Source organism: Gottfriedia sp. ABJ_BB2_2 (genome assembly GCF_055484705.1).
In genome coordinates this window covers 39548-55417 of the sequence record NZ_JBVFKR010000007.1, presented here as the reverse complement: position 1 = coordinate 55417, position 15870 = coordinate 39548, and the positions used below count along the sequence as shown (strand labels likewise).

23 protein-coding genes are annotated in these 15870 nt (G+C 34.2%); 6 read left to right on the top strand and 17 right to left on the bottom strand.

The window, feature by feature from the left end; translation table 11 throughout:
- Window positions 1-265: 265 nt before the first annotated feature.
- The 4 genes from ACX6U0_RS15380 to ACX6U0_RS15365 all read right to left on the bottom strand — a co-directional run bounded on the left by ACX6U0_RS15380 (window position 266) and on the right by ACX6U0_RS15365 (window position 2589).
- A complete protein-coding gene (locus ACX6U0_RS15380) occupies window positions 266-481 on the bottom strand; it encodes a DUF2922 domain-containing protein (RefSeq protein ID WP_464960765.1) in 216 nt (71 codons plus the stop codon).
- Between the two features lie 17 nt (window positions 482-498).
- Window positions 499-723 carry a DUF1659 domain-containing protein gene (locus ACX6U0_RS15375; protein WP_464960764.1) on the bottom strand — a complete coding sequence of 75 codons (225 nt, stop codon included), beginning with the start codon at window positions 721-723 and terminating at the stop codon, window positions 499-501.
- A gap of 82 nt (window positions 724-805) precedes the next feature.
- Complete coding sequence (locus tag ACX6U0_RS15370; protein ID WP_464960763.1) at window positions 806-1138, bottom strand: YolD-like family protein; 333 nt, start codon at window positions 1136-1138, stop codon at window positions 806-808.
- Window positions 1139-1326: 188 nt separating this feature from the next.
- Window positions 1327-2589, bottom strand: a complete 1263-nt coding sequence (locus ACX6U0_RS15365; RefSeq protein WP_464960762.1) for a Y-family DNA polymerase — start codon at window positions 2587-2589, stop codon at window positions 1327-1329.
- A gap of 167 nt (window positions 2590-2756) precedes the next feature.
- Here ACX6U0_RS15365 and ACX6U0_RS15360 point away from each other — a divergent pair, with 167 nt between their 5' ends.
- Complete coding sequence (locus ACX6U0_RS15360; protein ID WP_464960761.1) at window positions 2757-2951, top strand: YqzH family protein; 195 nt, start codon at window positions 2757-2759, stop codon at window positions 2949-2951.
- Between the two features lie 62 nt (window positions 2952-3013).
- On the opposite strand, the gene ACX6U0_RS15355 is transcribed toward ACX6U0_RS15360, so the two are convergent.
- The 3 genes from ACX6U0_RS15355 to ACX6U0_RS15345 form a co-directional block, all read right to left on the bottom strand.
- A complete protein-coding gene (locus ACX6U0_RS15355) occupies window positions 3014-3310 on the bottom strand; it encodes a DUF2653 family protein (protein WP_464960760.1) in 297 nt (98 codons plus the stop codon).
- 12 nt (window positions 3311-3322) lie between these two features.
- Complete coding sequence (locus ACX6U0_RS15350) at window positions 3323-3757, bottom strand: hypothetical protein (protein WP_464960759.1); 435 nt, start codon at window positions 3755-3757, stop codon at window positions 3323-3325.
- Between the two features lie 76 nt (window positions 3758-3833).
- The gene (locus ACX6U0_RS15345; protein ID WP_464960758.1) at window positions 3834-4436 is read right to left on the bottom strand and encodes a metal-dependent hydrolase; all 603 of its coding nucleotides are present in this window, start codon (window positions 4434-4436) and stop codon (window positions 3834-3836) included.
- A gap of 218 nt (window positions 4437-4654) precedes the next feature.
- Here ACX6U0_RS15345 and tatC point away from each other — a divergent pair, with 218 nt between their 5' ends.
- Window positions 4655-5383: a twin-arginine translocase subunit TatC gene (tatC, locus tag ACX6U0_RS15340; RefSeq protein ID WP_464960757.1), complete on the top strand. Its 729-nt coding sequence runs from the start codon at window positions 4655-4657 to the stop codon at window positions 5381-5383.
- A 59-nt stretch (window positions 5384-5442) separates the two neighbouring features.
- On the opposite strand, the gene ACX6U0_RS15335 is transcribed toward tatC, so the two are convergent.
- Window positions 5443-5760: a hypothetical protein gene (locus ACX6U0_RS15335; RefSeq protein WP_087999255.1), complete on the bottom strand. Its 318-nt coding sequence runs from the start codon at window positions 5758-5760 to the stop codon at window positions 5443-5445.
- Window positions 5761-6007: 247 nt separating this feature from the next.
- Complete coding sequence (locus ACX6U0_RS15330) at window positions 6008-6403, bottom strand: FtsB family cell division protein (protein WP_464960756.1); 396 nt, start codon at window positions 6401-6403, stop codon at window positions 6008-6010.
- Window positions 6404-6832: 429 nt separating this feature from the next.
- On the opposite strand from ACX6U0_RS15330, the gene ACX6U0_RS15325 reads away from it, so the two are divergent.
- From ACX6U0_RS15325 to ACX6U0_RS15315, 3 genes are all read left to right on the top strand, one after another.
- On the top strand, window positions 6833-7177 hold the full coding sequence (locus tag ACX6U0_RS15325) for a YojF family protein (RefSeq protein ID WP_464960755.1): 345 nt from the start codon (window positions 6833-6835) through the stop codon (window positions 7175-7177).
- Window positions 7178-7193: 16 nt separating this feature from the next.
- Window positions 7194-7868, top strand: coding sequence for a bacillithiol biosynthesis deacetylase BshB2 (gene bshB2 / locus ACX6U0_RS15320; RefSeq protein ID WP_464960754.1), 675 nt, complete (start codon window positions 7194-7196; stop codon window positions 7866-7868).
- A 65-nt stretch (window positions 7869-7933) separates the two neighbouring features.
- Window positions 7934-8314: a VOC family protein gene (locus ACX6U0_RS15315; RefSeq protein WP_464960753.1), complete on the top strand. Its 381-nt coding sequence runs from the start codon at window positions 7934-7936 to the stop codon at window positions 8312-8314.
- Between the two features lie 66 nt (window positions 8315-8380).
- On the opposite strand, the gene ACX6U0_RS15310 is transcribed toward ACX6U0_RS15315, so the two are convergent.
- Together ACX6U0_RS15310 and ACX6U0_RS15305 are read right to left on the bottom strand one after the other, a co-directional pair.
- The gene (locus ACX6U0_RS15310; RefSeq protein WP_464960752.1) at window positions 8381-9511 is read right to left on the bottom strand and encodes a GerAB/ArcD/ProY family transporter; all 1131 of its coding nucleotides are present in this window, start codon (window positions 9509-9511) and stop codon (window positions 8381-8383) included.
- Window positions 9512-9670: 159 nt separating this feature from the next.
- On the bottom strand, window positions 9671-10612 hold the full coding sequence (locus ACX6U0_RS15305; protein WP_464960751.1) for a VanW family protein: 942 nt from the start codon (window positions 10610-10612) through the stop codon (window positions 9671-9673).
- A 175-nt stretch (window positions 10613-10787) separates the two neighbouring features.
- Here ACX6U0_RS15305 and ACX6U0_RS15300 point away from each other — a divergent pair, with 175 nt between their 5' ends.
- Window positions 10788-10979: a hypothetical protein gene (locus ACX6U0_RS15300; RefSeq protein WP_464960750.1), complete on the top strand. Its 192-nt coding sequence runs from the start codon at window positions 10788-10790 to the stop codon at window positions 10977-10979.
- An 88-nt stretch (window positions 10980-11067) separates the two neighbouring features.
- On the opposite strand, the gene ACX6U0_RS15295 is transcribed toward ACX6U0_RS15300, so the two are convergent.
- From ACX6U0_RS15295 to ACX6U0_RS15270, 6 genes are all read right to left on the bottom strand, one after another.
- The gene (locus ACX6U0_RS15295) at window positions 11068-11739 is read right to left on the bottom strand and encodes a GNAT family N-acetyltransferase (protein WP_464960749.1); all 672 of its coding nucleotides are present in this window, start codon (window positions 11737-11739) and stop codon (window positions 11068-11070) included.
- Between the two features lie 16 nt (window positions 11740-11755).
- Window positions 11756-12427, bottom strand: coding sequence for a GNAT family N-acetyltransferase (locus ACX6U0_RS15290; RefSeq protein WP_464960748.1), 672 nt, complete (start codon window positions 12425-12427; stop codon window positions 11756-11758).
- Between the two features lie 27 nt (window positions 12428-12454).
- Window positions 12455-13318, bottom strand: a complete 864-nt coding sequence (locus ACX6U0_RS15285; RefSeq protein ID WP_464960747.1) for a carbon-nitrogen hydrolase family protein — start codon at window positions 13316-13318, stop codon at window positions 12455-12457.
- A gap of 157 nt (window positions 13319-13475) precedes the next feature.
- A complete protein-coding gene (locus ACX6U0_RS15280; RefSeq protein ID WP_464960746.1) occupies window positions 13476-14477 on the bottom strand; it encodes a zinc-dependent alcohol dehydrogenase family protein in 1002 nt (333 codons plus the stop codon).
- Between the two features lie 126 nt (window positions 14478-14603).
- On the bottom strand, window positions 14604-15161 hold the full coding sequence (locus ACX6U0_RS15275) for a TetR-like C-terminal domain-containing protein (RefSeq protein WP_464960745.1): 558 nt from the start codon (window positions 15159-15161) through the stop codon (window positions 14604-14606).
- The gene (locus ACX6U0_RS15270) at window positions 15162-15860 is read right to left on the bottom strand and encodes an MBL fold metallo-hydrolase (RefSeq protein WP_464960744.1); all 699 of its coding nucleotides are present in this window, start codon (window positions 15858-15860) and stop codon (window positions 15162-15164) included.
- Between the last annotated feature and the right edge of the window lie 10 nt (window positions 15861-15870).

Sequence of the window (15870 nt, the reverse complement as noted above, 5' to 3'; positions counted from 1 at the left end):
GGTTCAGACTGTTGATAAACGCTCGCTTTCTTCGTTACTTCGCCTGCTTGTGGTGCTCATTACCGTCTAGGGTAACTCCGCTCCTCATCCGGCTTGCGCCTCGAAAGACAAACGTTTTCAATCAGTCTGAATCTCTTCGTTATTGTCTACAAACTAAAACCTCCTGCATTGGCAAGGAGGTTTCAGTTTGTCGTGTTGCTTCCATTTTTTACATTTTCATTTCAGCTTGTGAAGCATCTTTTACTTTTTTTGACGTTTCATTTTTTCAGAGCTCAATATCGATGACTTCTTTACCAATTAGACGCGCACTTTGTACTGCTACTACAGTTCCACCGGATGAGGTAAAGACATTATTTGCTACAATTTTATCCATTACTTGCTTGACTAGTGCTGGATTAACCGGAACCGTAGGATTATCGACAGTTAATGTAACAATTTTCTCTTGTTCATTTAAAAATTTTAATTCTAATGTTTGGATCATCTTCCATCTCCCCTTTTCTATATATTGTTTAAAAGCACTCCGTTACTTAATACTTCTAATTCTGCCACAGGTAAATCTTGAAGTGATGCCAGTGCATTACCAACCAGGATTAGCTTCTCTAAATCCACACCGACCTTTACATTTTTGTATACCTTTTTCTTGATGATGTTTTTCCCCTCTGCATCTTTTCCTGCATGTAAATTTACATACAATGTTAGTTGTTGAGTAGCGATTTGCGCCATTTCCAACTCCCCCTTTCGTTGTATATATAAAAATAAGGGAGTTATTTTTCGCTAATGTAAACAATATTTATGCTTTTCATCTTCACGTTCCAATCTTTACATCAACAATATCACTTAGTATTAGCTCCATATAACCTGCTTGTTCCTCGTATATAGAAAGTCTATTTTGGTGTAAATTAATTTTCCCTACTTTTCCACTTACACTATGATGATGGTGATCTTTATAATACGTAATCTGTACACTTTCATCTTCAAAAACAGCTTGCTGAAGATGGCGATTCATCTCTTCTAATAACTGCTCATCTACATCTTTTTGCTGTTCATAGTTTTGTGACACTTTCCAGTCGCGAAGCATCTTTACATGTTCAGGTAACATCATTGACGTCCATTTGATCGTACCTCGGTCACGAATCATTTCAATCTTCTCCTTTTATTTATCATTCTTTGTCGGAGCTGAACAGTCGGCTCCACTTTTCTTCTGTCTAGTTCCGGCAAATTGCCCCTCGAGGTCATAAGTCGAATAACATTGAAAGTAAAGAGCAACTTTCATTGTTCTCCGTCTTATGCTTGTCGGGGCAGAGCTATTTGCCTCCACTTTTCTTGTTACCCTTTATGTCCTCCTACTAGTTTACTTCTAGCAAGTGCCGTGCCGCCTTCTGCGTAGGAGACTGCCCAGAGAAGTGCATTGGAGCCATATTTTTTTCTTACTGCGTCCATCACGTAGCCTAGATTTCGTTTTTGAGGCTTTTTCTGGTCAAATAAATTTAGTTGCATCAATTCATCACTGACAATATTGGAAAGAGTAATGAGTACTTGTCGCACAGTTTTCCCTTCGTAATATTGATCAAAAAGTCTCATACAAACTTCATATAAGTCCGATGTGATATTTGTTGGTTCATCCATTGTAAATGCGTGAGAGAATCCTCCGCCAAACTCCTCGCGACTATATCCGATTCCTAATGTAATTGTTCTGCCTGCCTTTTTGGCATTTCGAGTACGTCGTGCTACTTCTTCACACATTTCACGAATAACAAATTTAATTTCTTCTACTTTTGTATAGTCTCTCATCAATATTTGGCTTTTTCCGAAACTAATTTGCCCATTCATAATTGGCGCACCAAGCTCAGAGAGATCCACTCCCCACGCATGATGATATAGTTGGTTTCCCATCACACCAAACTTCTTTTCAAGCAGGTGAAGTGGGTATTTTGCTAGCTGTCCTACTGTAAAAATCCCCATTGAATTAAGGCTGCGTTCAATTCTTCGACCAATCCCCCACATTTCACTAAGCGGACTAACTTCCCATAGCTTTTTTTCTACATCTTCATATGTCCACTCTGCAATACCTTTCTTTTTCCCTTCTAAATCCAGACAGAGCTTTGACATTAACATGTTAGGACCAATCCCAATTGAACATGGTAATTTAAAACGCGCTAAAATGTCAGCTTGAATTTTTTCAGCAATTTCCCACGCATCGCCCCATAATTTCTTCACGCCATCAACCTTTAAAAAACATTCGTCAACACTATATACATGCAGATCCTCTAATGGCACATATTCATTTAATAACTTCACAATATTTGTTGATATTTCTAAATACTTTGCCATTGATGGATTGACTATTTTAATACGTGGATCTTTTGGAATTTCAAACACTCGTGAACCTGTTTTAATACCAAATTCCTTTTTTAATTGTGGTGAAGCTGCTAATACGATGCTTCCTTCCCTTTCAACATCTCCAACAACTGCTAAGTAACATGTTAATGGATCTAATTCGAGCATGACCGCAGAACAACTTGCATAAAAGCTTTTCATATCGATGCATAATATACGATGATGTGGTAACTCTTCATAACAAACGCTCATACATATCACTCCCAATTCTTCCAAAAAATAGCAGAACTTATGTTCTTATTTTTTATTATAAACATATATTAAACGAATATACGTTCTATTTCAATTTATTTTTTCGCTATGAAGTACTGAAAAATTTGGATATACTTAAACTAACTCGAGAGAGAGGAACGATGTAAGTGGATGGACAGTTTGTAAAGCTAATGATAAAGCGAGCATTAACGCAATATGGGGGAGAACATGAAGAGTGGATTACAATTGATATGCTGGATGAACTGTACACACAAATTTTAGCTGAGCAAGAAAAAAGCGAACGTTCGTTACATGAATTAGTACAAGATATTGTTTACGAATACGTAACAAATTATGCCTAACGTCTGAGTGAGCTTAAAAATAGAAAAACCCGAGATAGAACAATTCGTTCATCTCGGGTTTATTAGTATGTAAATGATACTTCGCTTGTGATTCCTTCATCTTCACTAAAATGAATGATAATTTCCATAGAATGAGAAGAAAATCGATGTACTTCATCAAGAAAAAAACCGATGGCATCTGACATTTGTTGTTCCCCGTAATTGAAGTTACGGTTATACATTTTAACTAGACAACTTACTCCTTCATCTTCATTGAACACAAATTCAATTTGTACTTCTTCAGGACGGACTCGTTCTAAATCGGCAACAAATACACAAATTGCATTGGCCACGTCTTGTTCATTTAGATAGATTTTCATCAGTCACCTCAATTAATAATGATTTCTATTTCCTCTACGGAAGATTTTTTTTACAAACCATATAATGGCAACGATGATTAATATATCAAATAAAAGACTAAAAAATGAAAATCCAAATTGTTGTCCGCCATAATAACCACCAAAAGGATGCAACATCGAACCAAATAATGATCCAATTCCAAAAGCACCCGCATATCCTAAAAAGTTCCTACCTGTACTTCCAGGTGTACGATAATTAGATCTTGGAGCAGTTGGACGATAGCTTCTATTTGAACGATAAGACCTTCTTGCTGCATATTGCATCGATGATTGCTTATTAGATAAACTCGTTTTTGCAGAAACTTTCACAGTTTGATTGTAAAACTGACTACTTGCATTAACTGGAACTGAAAAAGTTAAAATAAGACCCATAATACAAGCAAAAAACCAAAAATTTGTTTTCTTCAAAATATGCCCCTTCTTTCATTATCAACATCCTTTTTAGTATGGATGTTTTCAATAAAAAAATGTAAGCAAGAAGAAACTATAACCACTTAATACTCTGTTTTGTAAACAGTTGGTCAGCTAGAAGATGAGAAAAATACCCGACTGTCCCGGCCAACCATAGGCCATCAATTTGTAGGTCTTTTTGAATTAGAAAACAAATACCACTCCAAATAGCTAAAAAATAAAGAGAATGGGTCGGACCGCGATGCTTTAACCTTGAAGAAATAGCAATAAAGAGCCCAAGTGCGATGATTGACCAATTTCCATAAAAAGCAAACCAACCTATAAATGAAATTAATAAACCAGTCAGCATTAAAATAGTTTTTAAATTCCGTAGCCAGCTAATACAAAATAGAAATAGAACTAATATTCCTATACCATAAATCCATGATCCTGAATAGATCAACTTCCCCGTTTTCATAACAATAAATAAAGAAACTGCTAAAAATAAAAAGCTAAATAGAATCTTAAGCGGTGTAGACACTTTCTTCGTTAACGAACCGTTATGATGATCTAAATCTGGAGCCAAGCTACTGATTGCACCAACAATAAGTGGAACGGTCATTGCATCATTGTTTGTTGCATACATTGTTACTCCTGTTGCGAATAATCCTACAATTACATGACTTTTTCCATCCAATATTACATACCTTCCTTGTCTTAACTAATATAAATGTTCATATAACTCATTATAGTCGGACAAGATTAGAATGCCTATTACTATATAAGAAAAAGTTGGAAATTACTTGATTCTTAAAAGTCCCTTATATTCATTGACGATTGTACTTTTTTCTGACAAAATGAAGGAAACTAAGATGTTATCATAAAATACTTTCACAGTTTGCGTTGGGGGAAAATATGCAAGAAAAAGAAATGAGTGTCATTGATCATTTAGATGAACTTCGAAATCGAATAATAAAAGTAATTGTTTCATTCGTTTTATTTTTAGGAATTGGTCTATATTTTACAAAAGATATTTTTCATTTTCTAGTAAGAGGCCTGAATGAAAAGCTATTGGCATTAGGTCCTAGTGATGTCCTTTGGATTTATTTTATGATTGGTGGCGTATTTGCTATAGCGTGTAGTATTCCAGTCATTGCATATCAATTATGGGCGTTCGTCAAACCTGCATTACATATAAAAGAACAAAAAACAACGATGCTATACATACCTGCACTGTTTATTTTATTTATTTGCGGCATGGCCTTTGGGTATTACTTTATCTTTCCAAACGTTTTAGCATTTTTAACAGAAATAGGTTCTGAACTCGTAACCGTTACTTTTACTGCAGAAAGATATTTTAGCTTTTTATTTAATTTAGTGATTCCATTTGCATTTTTCTTTGATTTACCGGTTATTATTCTTTTTTTAACAAGTATCGGAATCATAACACCAGCATTTTTACGTAAATCACGAAGATTTGCATACTTCATTTTAATTATTATCGGGACAACAATCTCACCTCCTGATTTTGTATCAGACATGATGACAAGCATCCCTTTACTAATCATTTATGAATGTAGTATCATCGTCTCTACTTTTGCATATAGAAGACGTATGAAACGCGAGCAATTAGTACAAGATTAGCAATAAAAAAATGGACAGCATTATGAAGGATGCTTGTCCATTTTTTTTATACTAACATTTTAAAAGATTTGAGACGAATACAAAGTAACAACTAAACCAGAGAAACTATACATTAGCGAAGCTTTTATTGCTAACTTTCTTTTAAAATCTTTATGTAACTCATTTAATTCTAAACCCACAGCACGTAACCACTGATATTGTTGGAAAGGTGTATAACTTTGTTTTTTTGCGCTTCTCCAATAAAGGACGATTGTCGTTGCGAATCCTATCATAATAGCAGAATTACCAGGAGATGAATCCGAAAGAACACTAACAAGGAACGTCAAAATCAGTTGTACAATTAAAATAGCAAATACATAAATGAACTTTTTCAACATGTTAATCCTCCTTTTTAAGCTTATATAAATTATAACAAAGAAGCATTTTTCAGAATAGTGAATTTTTTGTAGAAATCATAGGATATTAGAATCAAAAAAAGGACATTTGTAAGAAAATAGGAATAATTTGCTCATTCACGAAACACCCATTCGTATGTTCGATTTTTTACTTGCATTTACAGAACAATCGTTCTATAATAGAAATAGAAAAAGATTCCCATAAGAATGAGAATCTTTAAAGTACATACTATTTATTATTTTGTTCTAGTTCTTCTTTTGACTTTGGTACGATGATAATTGTTTCTCCTTTTTTAGAGAACATATATTCATCGCGAGCATAATTTGCTATATAGTCAGGGTTATTTAACAGTTTGATCTGTCTATCTAGTGTTCTTTCTGTAACTGCTAATTTTTTTTGTTCTTCTTGAAGCTTATGTAATTCAGTTTGTTTTGCTGAAACGATTTGATGTTGACTAAACCAGTAAATTCCAGCTACTACAAATAAAGACAAGTATAATAGAGCTAATACAAGTCTATGTAGTCGAATTGATTTCCCTTTTTGAACCTGTGGAAATTGATTACGAGAAGGCTTGTTTATTACTTCTCTATGCGGACTATATAAATTTCGTGCTTCTGCCTTCACGTATAACTACCTCACTTTCAAAAATATTATTCTAGTCTAGTGTACCAATTAATAAACTAATAGAAAAGAGAAAAAAGGTAAATTAAGTAAAAAAATGTATATTTATCACTAAAGTACCGTTATTTTGTCGAGTTATTGCACATACATTTAATCGGCATAATTAAGGAATTGTAAAGTCTCTTTTTTATTTTTAGAATATTTTAAAAATTTTAACCAAAGTTATTGACGAGTATTTTTATATCGTGTATATTTAATTTAAATTAACTGAAAATTTAAACAGTTAAATTTTAGTAATCATGTTATACACATCCCCCCAATCCCTATCACCCAATTTGATAGGGATCTTTTTATGTTTCCAAATGTCGAAACCATCTCATTACCATTTTAGGAAGAGTTCGATTATAATACACATTATAGGAGGTATGAACGATGCAAAAATTAGAACTAAGTGCAGTTCAAGATGCACTTCAAAACTTTATAGATCAAACAGTTTATTTACATTTAGAAACAACTAATGGTGCTTATGCCAATCACTTTAACGAAAAAGTAATGACAGTAAATGCATTTATTCGAAATACAAAAGTAAATATCAGTCGTGCTACAGTAACAGGGAAAAATCCTTTTAGAGTTGGATTAAAGCTTGATGAGGGCTGGGTAGTTGCAGAAGGGTTAACTGATTTTGAAATTGATGATGACAACCGCCTCTTACTAGCAGGCCATAATGAAGAAGGTAAACTAGCAATTGCACTACAATTAAGTCACACACCATTTTAAGAGAGGAGCACTACGAATGAAAGAAGAAAAAGTACTAATCGTGTTCCCTCATCCCGATGATGAAGCATTTGGAGCAGCTGGAACAATTTCACAATTTACAAACAAAGGAATTCAAGTTACATATGCATGTCTAACACTGGGAGAAATGGGACGCAACATGGGGAATCCTTTTTTTGCAACAAGAGAAACCCTTCCTAAAATTCGTAAAAAAGAATTAATAGATGCTTGTAATGAAATGGGTATCCAAGATTTAAGAATGCTAGGATTTCATGACAAAACAATTGAATTTGAAGATCCAGAAATAGTTGTTTCTGCAATTAAAGAAGTAATTGATGATGTGCAGCCTACATTAATCATCACTTTTTATCCAGAACATGGTGTTCACCCCGATCATGATGCTACTGCAAGAGCAGCAATTGAGGCAGTTAGCAGAATGGCGTCAGAAGAAAGACCTGTTGTATGGTGTATCGCCATCACAAAAGAGCGATTTGATGTACTAGGAAAACCTGACATTGTGAATGATATTATGGATGTTGCTAGTCAAAAACTTCGAACAATGAAAGCACATCGTTCACAAACAGAAGCAATGTTAAAAGACGTTACAACAATTGAAAAATTTGAAGATATTGCAGACGATCGATTAAAAATGTTTTTTGCAAAAGAATCATTCTACACTTATCACTTTGAATAAGAAGGTTTAGTATAGCTATCTGTAGAAATAGTGAGAGATTTATTAATTATTCTGGAGGTAAACAAATGTTAAAAATGAGATATCTAATTTTATATGTTTCAAATCTAGAACAATCTCTTACTTTCTACTCAGAGGCATTGGGCTTTTCTGTTCGCGGGAATCATGGTACTTATGTAGAATTAGACACCGGGCACACAATTCTAGCATTGATCGAGCGTGACAATGTACAGGAATTAACTGGATTAACTTATAAAAGTACACCTGACTCTTCACAAACGTTTGAAATTGGTTTTGTAACAGAAGATGTTATTGCTACAATAGAAGCACTACGCGACAAAGGCGTAAAAATAATAAAAGAACCAATAACAAAGCCATGGGGTCAAACAGTTGCCTATGTGAGCGATCCAGATGGACACTATATCGAAATTTGCAGTTCAATGGATTGATAATCCATCAAATAAACGCAAAAAGGATAGAAAAGCAGACAAATACTCTGCGATTTCTATCCTTTTTTATGGTTCGCTTTTTACTTTTTCCATTTCGTTTTTGACTTTTATTTTCTTTTGTATTAAAGCAATGATTAACAGAAGCATTGGAATAATCATTTGAAATGGGATATGCATGTAATAAGGGACAATTTCTAAGCCTTCTTTAAAGTGATGTAGAACATTTGGTGCCATCCATAAAGAACAAATTACAACAAGGAAACTAATTGGATAAACAACATCGCTATTTTTCTTTACTTTAAAAAGTTCAGCTGAGCTTGTCACTGCACAATAGTAAAACAGAAAAATTTTAATAAAACCACCGATTACCATCAGAATAACAATAAGAGGATCTAATCTTTGAACAAAATTAGCAATATTGATATAACTAATTGCAGTTAAAAGTGGAAAAGTGGCTCTTTCATAAACAGAAACACCTAAAATCATAATGTTTTTAAGTGTAAAAAATACTAATACCATACCCGAGAAAATCAGTGCAGGAATCCCTACTTTTAATGCCTTATTTGTTTTATTTAAATGAGGCATAATCATTGTAAATACAATAACTTCACCAAAAGGAAATGTCGTAGTTAGTGGGAAAGCTGCTTTAATGACTGGTTTCCAACCATTTTCCAATACAGGTCTTAAATTATTGAGCTGATATATTTTAGAAATACTCTCAAATCCAATAATAATCAAAATAATCATAAAGATAAGAAAAAAAATGAATTCATTTGCGCGTGCAAACGTTTCTAATCCTTTATGAGCTCCGTACATAACAATAAACATCATTAATATACCAATCAAAATTAACGAAGATGCATTAAAAATGGTAATGACTAATAATTCTTCAAAATCACGTAAATCTCTAGCTGCTATATAGATAAAATAGATAAGATAAGCTACGGCTAGTAATTTACCAGCATACTCACCTACTATTTCCTGAATAGCAGTCGTAAACGTTTGTTTAGGAAATAGCTCAAATAATTTTATATACACAAAAAACAATATGCAGCCTAAAAGTGTAGCAATGAGTAAACTAATCCAAGCATCTTGCCTTGCATCACTTGCAAGCCCGTATAATGATGAAGTACCAACTTCAAACAAAAAAATCATACAAAAAAATTGAAAACCACTTATCGTTGTTTTTCGATTCATCTACTTACCTACTTTTGGAACTTAAGTATTATGTTCCATATTATAGTTACCTAAAATTCCCATTTCATGAGTTTAATTTTTGAATTCTAAGCAAAAAAACAAGCTGCCGCAGCAACTCGTAATCTTTAGAAAAGAAATGTATATTCAAAGAACATATCCTTACATATTAATCTGGTTTGAACTTGGAATTTCAGGTTTTGTATTGATCTCCTTAGGTAAACGAGATGGGGCTTTAGGTACTTTTCGAATTTCATAATTTATAACATCTGAAGAGTGAAGCGTAACAACTATACTACCTCCATATTGCTTCGCTCGAATCAAAATAGGTTGATTATATTTATTTTGGAAACGAAAGTCGGGTCCATACCAGCTTACAGTAGCGTCACGTCCGGGTGGAACATATGATACGTGCCGACTATGAGAATACCGCTCTACAATTTGAAGTCCCGCACGATCCACGGCATTGAACAATGTGGATGATACCTGACAAATACCTCCGCCAACACCTTCAGATAATTCCCCTTTAACGATAATGGCAGCACTCAAATACCCTTTATCCCTACTTCTCTTCCCAACAACCTTGTTAAACGAGAAAATTTCATTAGGGAATATAACATAATTATCAATTGCTTTTGCTGCAAGTGAGATATTGTTTAAACGGCTTTTATTGTTTGAATTAAAATAAGTCACGTACTGACCGATCTGTTGAATACGTATATGAGCAAGTAGTTCACTGTCGACTTTCGGATATATATCTAATTCAGGCACTTCAATCTTTGCAGGACCATTCCCATAAAAATAAGAGTGAAACTGCTCTTTAAATTCCTTTTTATAGAGTCTGTACCCAACCTGTCCAGGGACAATTCTCCCTTGTTCGTTAATTTTCGCATTGATTGGTTCCTGATATATTTGTTGATCAAGTTTGTCGATAAATTGATCATATTTATTTTCATCTATCGTTGGAATACCAGGAATAGGCACTGTAAAATTCACACGGTTAACGATGGCAATAGGCTGCCCTTGTTGATTGATCGTTAAACTGTCTGGAAGATGAACAGGTTGTGTTAATAAGAAGAAACTAGCTATCCAAGTACGAATCATAAATGGCATACCTCCCATCATTAGTATGAACAAGAGGATATACTTTCATGTGATTCCCTAAATAAGAAAAGATAAAATACAGTTTTCTAACACTTTAAATTAAATAGGTCACAAGTGCGTTTTTTTCGTGAAGCTAGTAAAGAATAAAAACGACATGAAAAATGGAGGTACTACGATGAAAAAAGATGAATATACAAATGACATGAATCAGCTATTAGAAATCATTAACGCCAAGGGAGATACTGGCGAACTGTTGGAAATTGTAGACAAATATAAACAATCAGAAAATGAAGAATGTGATCATAATCATGACCTATTCTATCAAGAACTGCGAGTGATTGCAGAGGACAGTGCAAGAGAAGATTAAACAATAGTTTAATAAGAAAAAGGCATTAAAAAAGCTTATCGATTAGTCTGATTTCAAGACTTGATCGGCAAGCTTTTTATTTCCAACATTAAAAGTATAATAACTCCACTTTTTCTTTAGCTTCTAAGTTTTCAATCATTTTATACCATGATTCTGGCTTATTTGGTAAAACAGTGTAATAACGTTTTAAAAATTTCACAATTAAGTCAGTAGGTAGCTCGTTCATATCCCCATCCATTGGAAGGAAGCAAAGATCAAGACCTGTTATAGCCTCACCATCATTGTGCCAGGAAGGGTGAACGTATGAGAAATTAAGACGCTTATATCCAAGGTGAGCCAATACTTCACGTCGAACATATGGATCCATTGGCTTAACTCCACCAAACTCATAATGCTCTACTTGATATGGATCATAGATTTCAGCAAACATGCCAGATAATTTCTTACCATTTACAGAAGCTAAGGCATGTAAATCTTGTAATCTTTTTTGTGCTAAAAACGGGCCAACTCCCAATCCAGCTTGGCCAATAATCGTAAAATCAGTCATGGCAACATTAAAATCCTCGTAATAACGATACTCTGTAGCTCCCACTACTCTTCCTTCATGAACAGCAACAAAAACACGAATACCAGGATCCTCCAATGGTTCCTTCCAAAGATCAAATTCTAGAACTTCTTCTGGGGGAAATACATCTTGCATTAATTGATGCATTTGTGAAAATAACGGATCTTTGATATTGACAATTCTATTAAATTCCATAACATGATCTCCCATCTTATATTGAATTGGCAAATGGATTTTTCCATTCCATTAATGTTCCATAATGACACGATTCTTCATCTTCTAAGTAATCTGCTACAACTTTAACTGGTGTACGACCACAACGAAGTAAAAAGGAGATAACTGGATCTTTTACATCTCCTTTTATAACAGCAGCTAAATATTGCTCAGGAGTCAGATCTTTAGCAACTTTATGATATCCCGGCATTCGTCCTCCCCCAAGCAATCTTTCTAAGTGCAAGTGAACGACAATATCATACATTGAAAACATCAGCCACTTCCCGAGCCCTAATTTACGATAGATTGGACTAACTCCAATATCAACAACATACAAAGTATTTCCACTTGGGTTATGATTTCGAATATATCCACTATCTGTAATCTCATCCCAGGAATGATCTGGTTTATTTGAATCAAAGTCTACCAGTAATCCAGTCATTGAACCTGCCATTTTACCATTCACTTCAATACATAAAGCGCCTTGCGGAAAAAGAGTCACGTGGTTACTAAGCTGCTCTTCGTTCCACCAAAGCTCAGATGGAAATGGTGGCGGAAAGCTTTCCTGTTGAATACGAATTAAGTCAGGAAAGTCCTTTTCTACATATTGACGGATTACGACAGGGACAGGTTTGTCTTGGTCGAAAACAAAGAATTCTTTTCGATACATGTTAGAACCCCCATTTACGAAATTAACCTAATTTGTTTCCCAATCTGGGTAAAGATCAATACGTCGATCACGCCAAGTAGTCACAGAACCCTTTTCACGAACTTGATATAAAAGCTCTAAATTTAGATCCGCTGTCACAATCATATCTTGATTAATCTCCCCTTCTACCAAAATACCTTTAGGAGGGAATGGAATATCATTTGGCGTAATGACCACTGCCTGTCCAAAATTAGCACGCATGAAATCAACAGTTGGAAGTGAACCAACTGTACCAGTATTTACAACATAAACTTGATTTTCGATTGCTCTAGCGTGACTTGTGTAACGAACTCGATGAAACCCGTGACGATCATCAGTACATGAAGGACAGAAGATTACATCTGCACCTTTTGCCTTTGCCATTCGAACGATTTCTGGGAATTCAATGTCATAACAAGTTAACATTGCAATTTTTCCTTTTTCAGTCTCGAATACTTCAAACGTTTCACCTGGACTCATGTTCCACTCATTTACTTCAGTTGGTGTAATGTGAAGTTTAGCTTGTTCAGCAACCCGCCCATCTGGATAAAAGAGATGTGCAACATTATATAATCGGTCACCTTTACGAATAACATGAGTACCTGCGACAATGTGCATATTGTATGCTTTAGCAAATTTGATAAATAATGTACGATATTGTTCAGTGTAGTTAGGTAATTCCTGAATCGTTAAAGCTTCACCTTTATCATTGCCAATTGACATAAGCTGAGTTGTAAAAAATTCAGGAAAAACAATAAAATCCGATCCAAATTCTTCTGCTGTTTTTATATAGTGCTCCACTTGATTTGCAAACTCTTCAAAAGAATTGATTGTGTGGAGATGATATTGAACAGCTGAAACTCTTAATTGCATACAATCCCCTCTTCCCAACTTCAATTTTATATATTGTATAAATCTATTATTAGATAAATTAACTAAATGAGCAAAAAAACTCCTATGCTAAACTATCATAGCATACGGAGTTTACGAAAAGATAAATAAATAATTACTATAAGGTAACAAGTTCGATTTACTCTATTTTGAACCTTTGATTTTCAACAATTACCTTTCCATATTCAACTTCTTTATTTTCAAAATAATCATGAGCTACGCTTATATCTTCAAATGTAAAACGCTTAGGATTAATCAGTGGCTTTACTTTTTCATCCTCTACAAGATTAGCTATTTTATATAAAATATCACCATGCTCTTTGCGCCCTTCCTCGATCTTCTGAGTAAGCATAATAAAAATAACATGTAATGATAATGACTTACTATGTAGTGGTGTTAAATCATGGGTAGAACGAGCAGCAATCGCTAAAACCGTTCCCTTTTGTTTGACAGCTTGAAAAGATTTATCCAAATTATCAGTACCCACAGTATCAAAAACAACATCAAAGCCCTTACCATTCGTCAGGCGCTCTACGTATTCTGAGACCGACTCATCTTTATAGTTAATGACATGATCAACTCCAAGTGATTTGACTAATGCTGCTTTTTCATTAGAGGAAACAGTAGTAGAAACCGTGGCACCTAAGGATTTTGCTAATTGAATCGCAACATGCCCAACTCCTCCAGTGCCCCCATGAATTAAAATATGGTCTCCTGCTTTTATATTCCCTCTATCAACCAAAGCTTCCCATGCTGTAATTGAAATTAAAGGTAAGCTAGCAGAATCTTGAATTTGTATATTTTTAGGTGCTTTTGCCAAAATTGACTCATCAACTAATAAATAATCAGATAGTGCTCCACCTGATGCATTAAATCCATATACGAAATCTCCAACTGAAAAACGTGAAACAGTTTCCCCAATTTCTACAATTTCACCAGAAAAATCACTATGGAGAATCATTGGAAAATTAGGTTGAAATGCGTTTTGAACAACACCTTTTCGAATTTTCGTATCAATCGGATTAACACTAGTTGCAGCAATCTTAACAAGAATTTGATTTCCTTTAGGACAAGGATAAGGAACATCTAATTTTTGGAACTCAGAACTATTTCCATATTGATGAATCACCATTGCGTTCATGTAAATTCCTTCTTTCTCATAGTGAATTTTTCTATATTTTAACATATATTTTGTTTATTCAATAAATTAGAAACCTTGAAAATTGGACAAAAAAACCTTTTATTTCTAAAAGGTTCCTTTACTTATTTACGCCTCGATATTCTGCATATATTGTTTCAATACAAATCTAATACTTTCATCTAACGGAATATTAATACCGAAACCGTCATGATCTTCAAGTGAGACAAATCCATGAAGAATACTTCTTAGCCCTCTAACAATATGAATTTGATTCATTGCGTTTAAATTATATGGTTTCAGAACTTCGAAAATCAACTCTAAAATTTGATTTGCAACGAATGTGTATTGATCACCTGCAGTGTGAGTTGATGACAGAGTCGATTGATATAATCCAGGGTGCTTTCGAGCGAAATGTATATAGGCAAACGATAAAGAAAAAATAGCCTCCTTTGACTGCTCGCAAATCGAAGCGTGAAGCTCATCATAAAGCTCCTGAATACCATAAAGAGCAATACTATTTTTCAGTTCATCTAAATTTTTTACGTGATTATAAATTGAAGGAGGCTGAATCGTTAATTTCTTAGCTAAATAACTAATCGTTAACACATCCCATCCTTCTTCGTCGACGATTTGGATAGCAGTCTTCAGTAATTCGTTAAAATTTAAACCAATTCTAGGTGACATTCACGATTCTCCTTTTTTTAACGCATGATCAATTGCTTCTTTTGGATTATTTATCATAGATCCATGACCTACTGCCAATAATGTTGGGTTCAATTGACTGATTTTACGAGCACTTTTGATCGCATCCTCTTTGCTCCATGTAGCCCAAGCAGGAAATGGGAATAAAAGGTTCAATTGACCTGAAATTGTAATACCACCTCTTAATGTAAATGCATCTCCTGCAATCACAGCGTTTGTACGTTGATCCACAAACGACATTGAACCTGGTGTATGGCCAGGTGTTTCAATTGCTAACAATGACCCAATCGTATCACCTTCTTGTAAATACCGATCAGGTGTCGTTTGGATATTTTTAGGTAGTCCACCTTTTATAGGCAAATTGGGTTCATTTGGCTCTAAAGTAACATCTCCCTTTAATAATTTCGCATCTCTTTTGGAAATTGATACAACAACATCGGGTAGCATAGTTTTTAATCGGTCTAGTGAACCAATATGATCACCATGTGCATGTGTGAGTACAATGTTTGTAATTTTTTTACCAAGTTCATTTGAAACAGAGATGATTTTATCAGCACTGAAAGATAAAGCAGTATCAATTAAAGTCAGTTCATTTTCTTCTTCAACTAAAAAACAATTTACAGGGAATAAATTAGGTAAAAAACTGATTTGATAAAGAAAATTAGATTTAGTAACCTTCATCACAATTCCT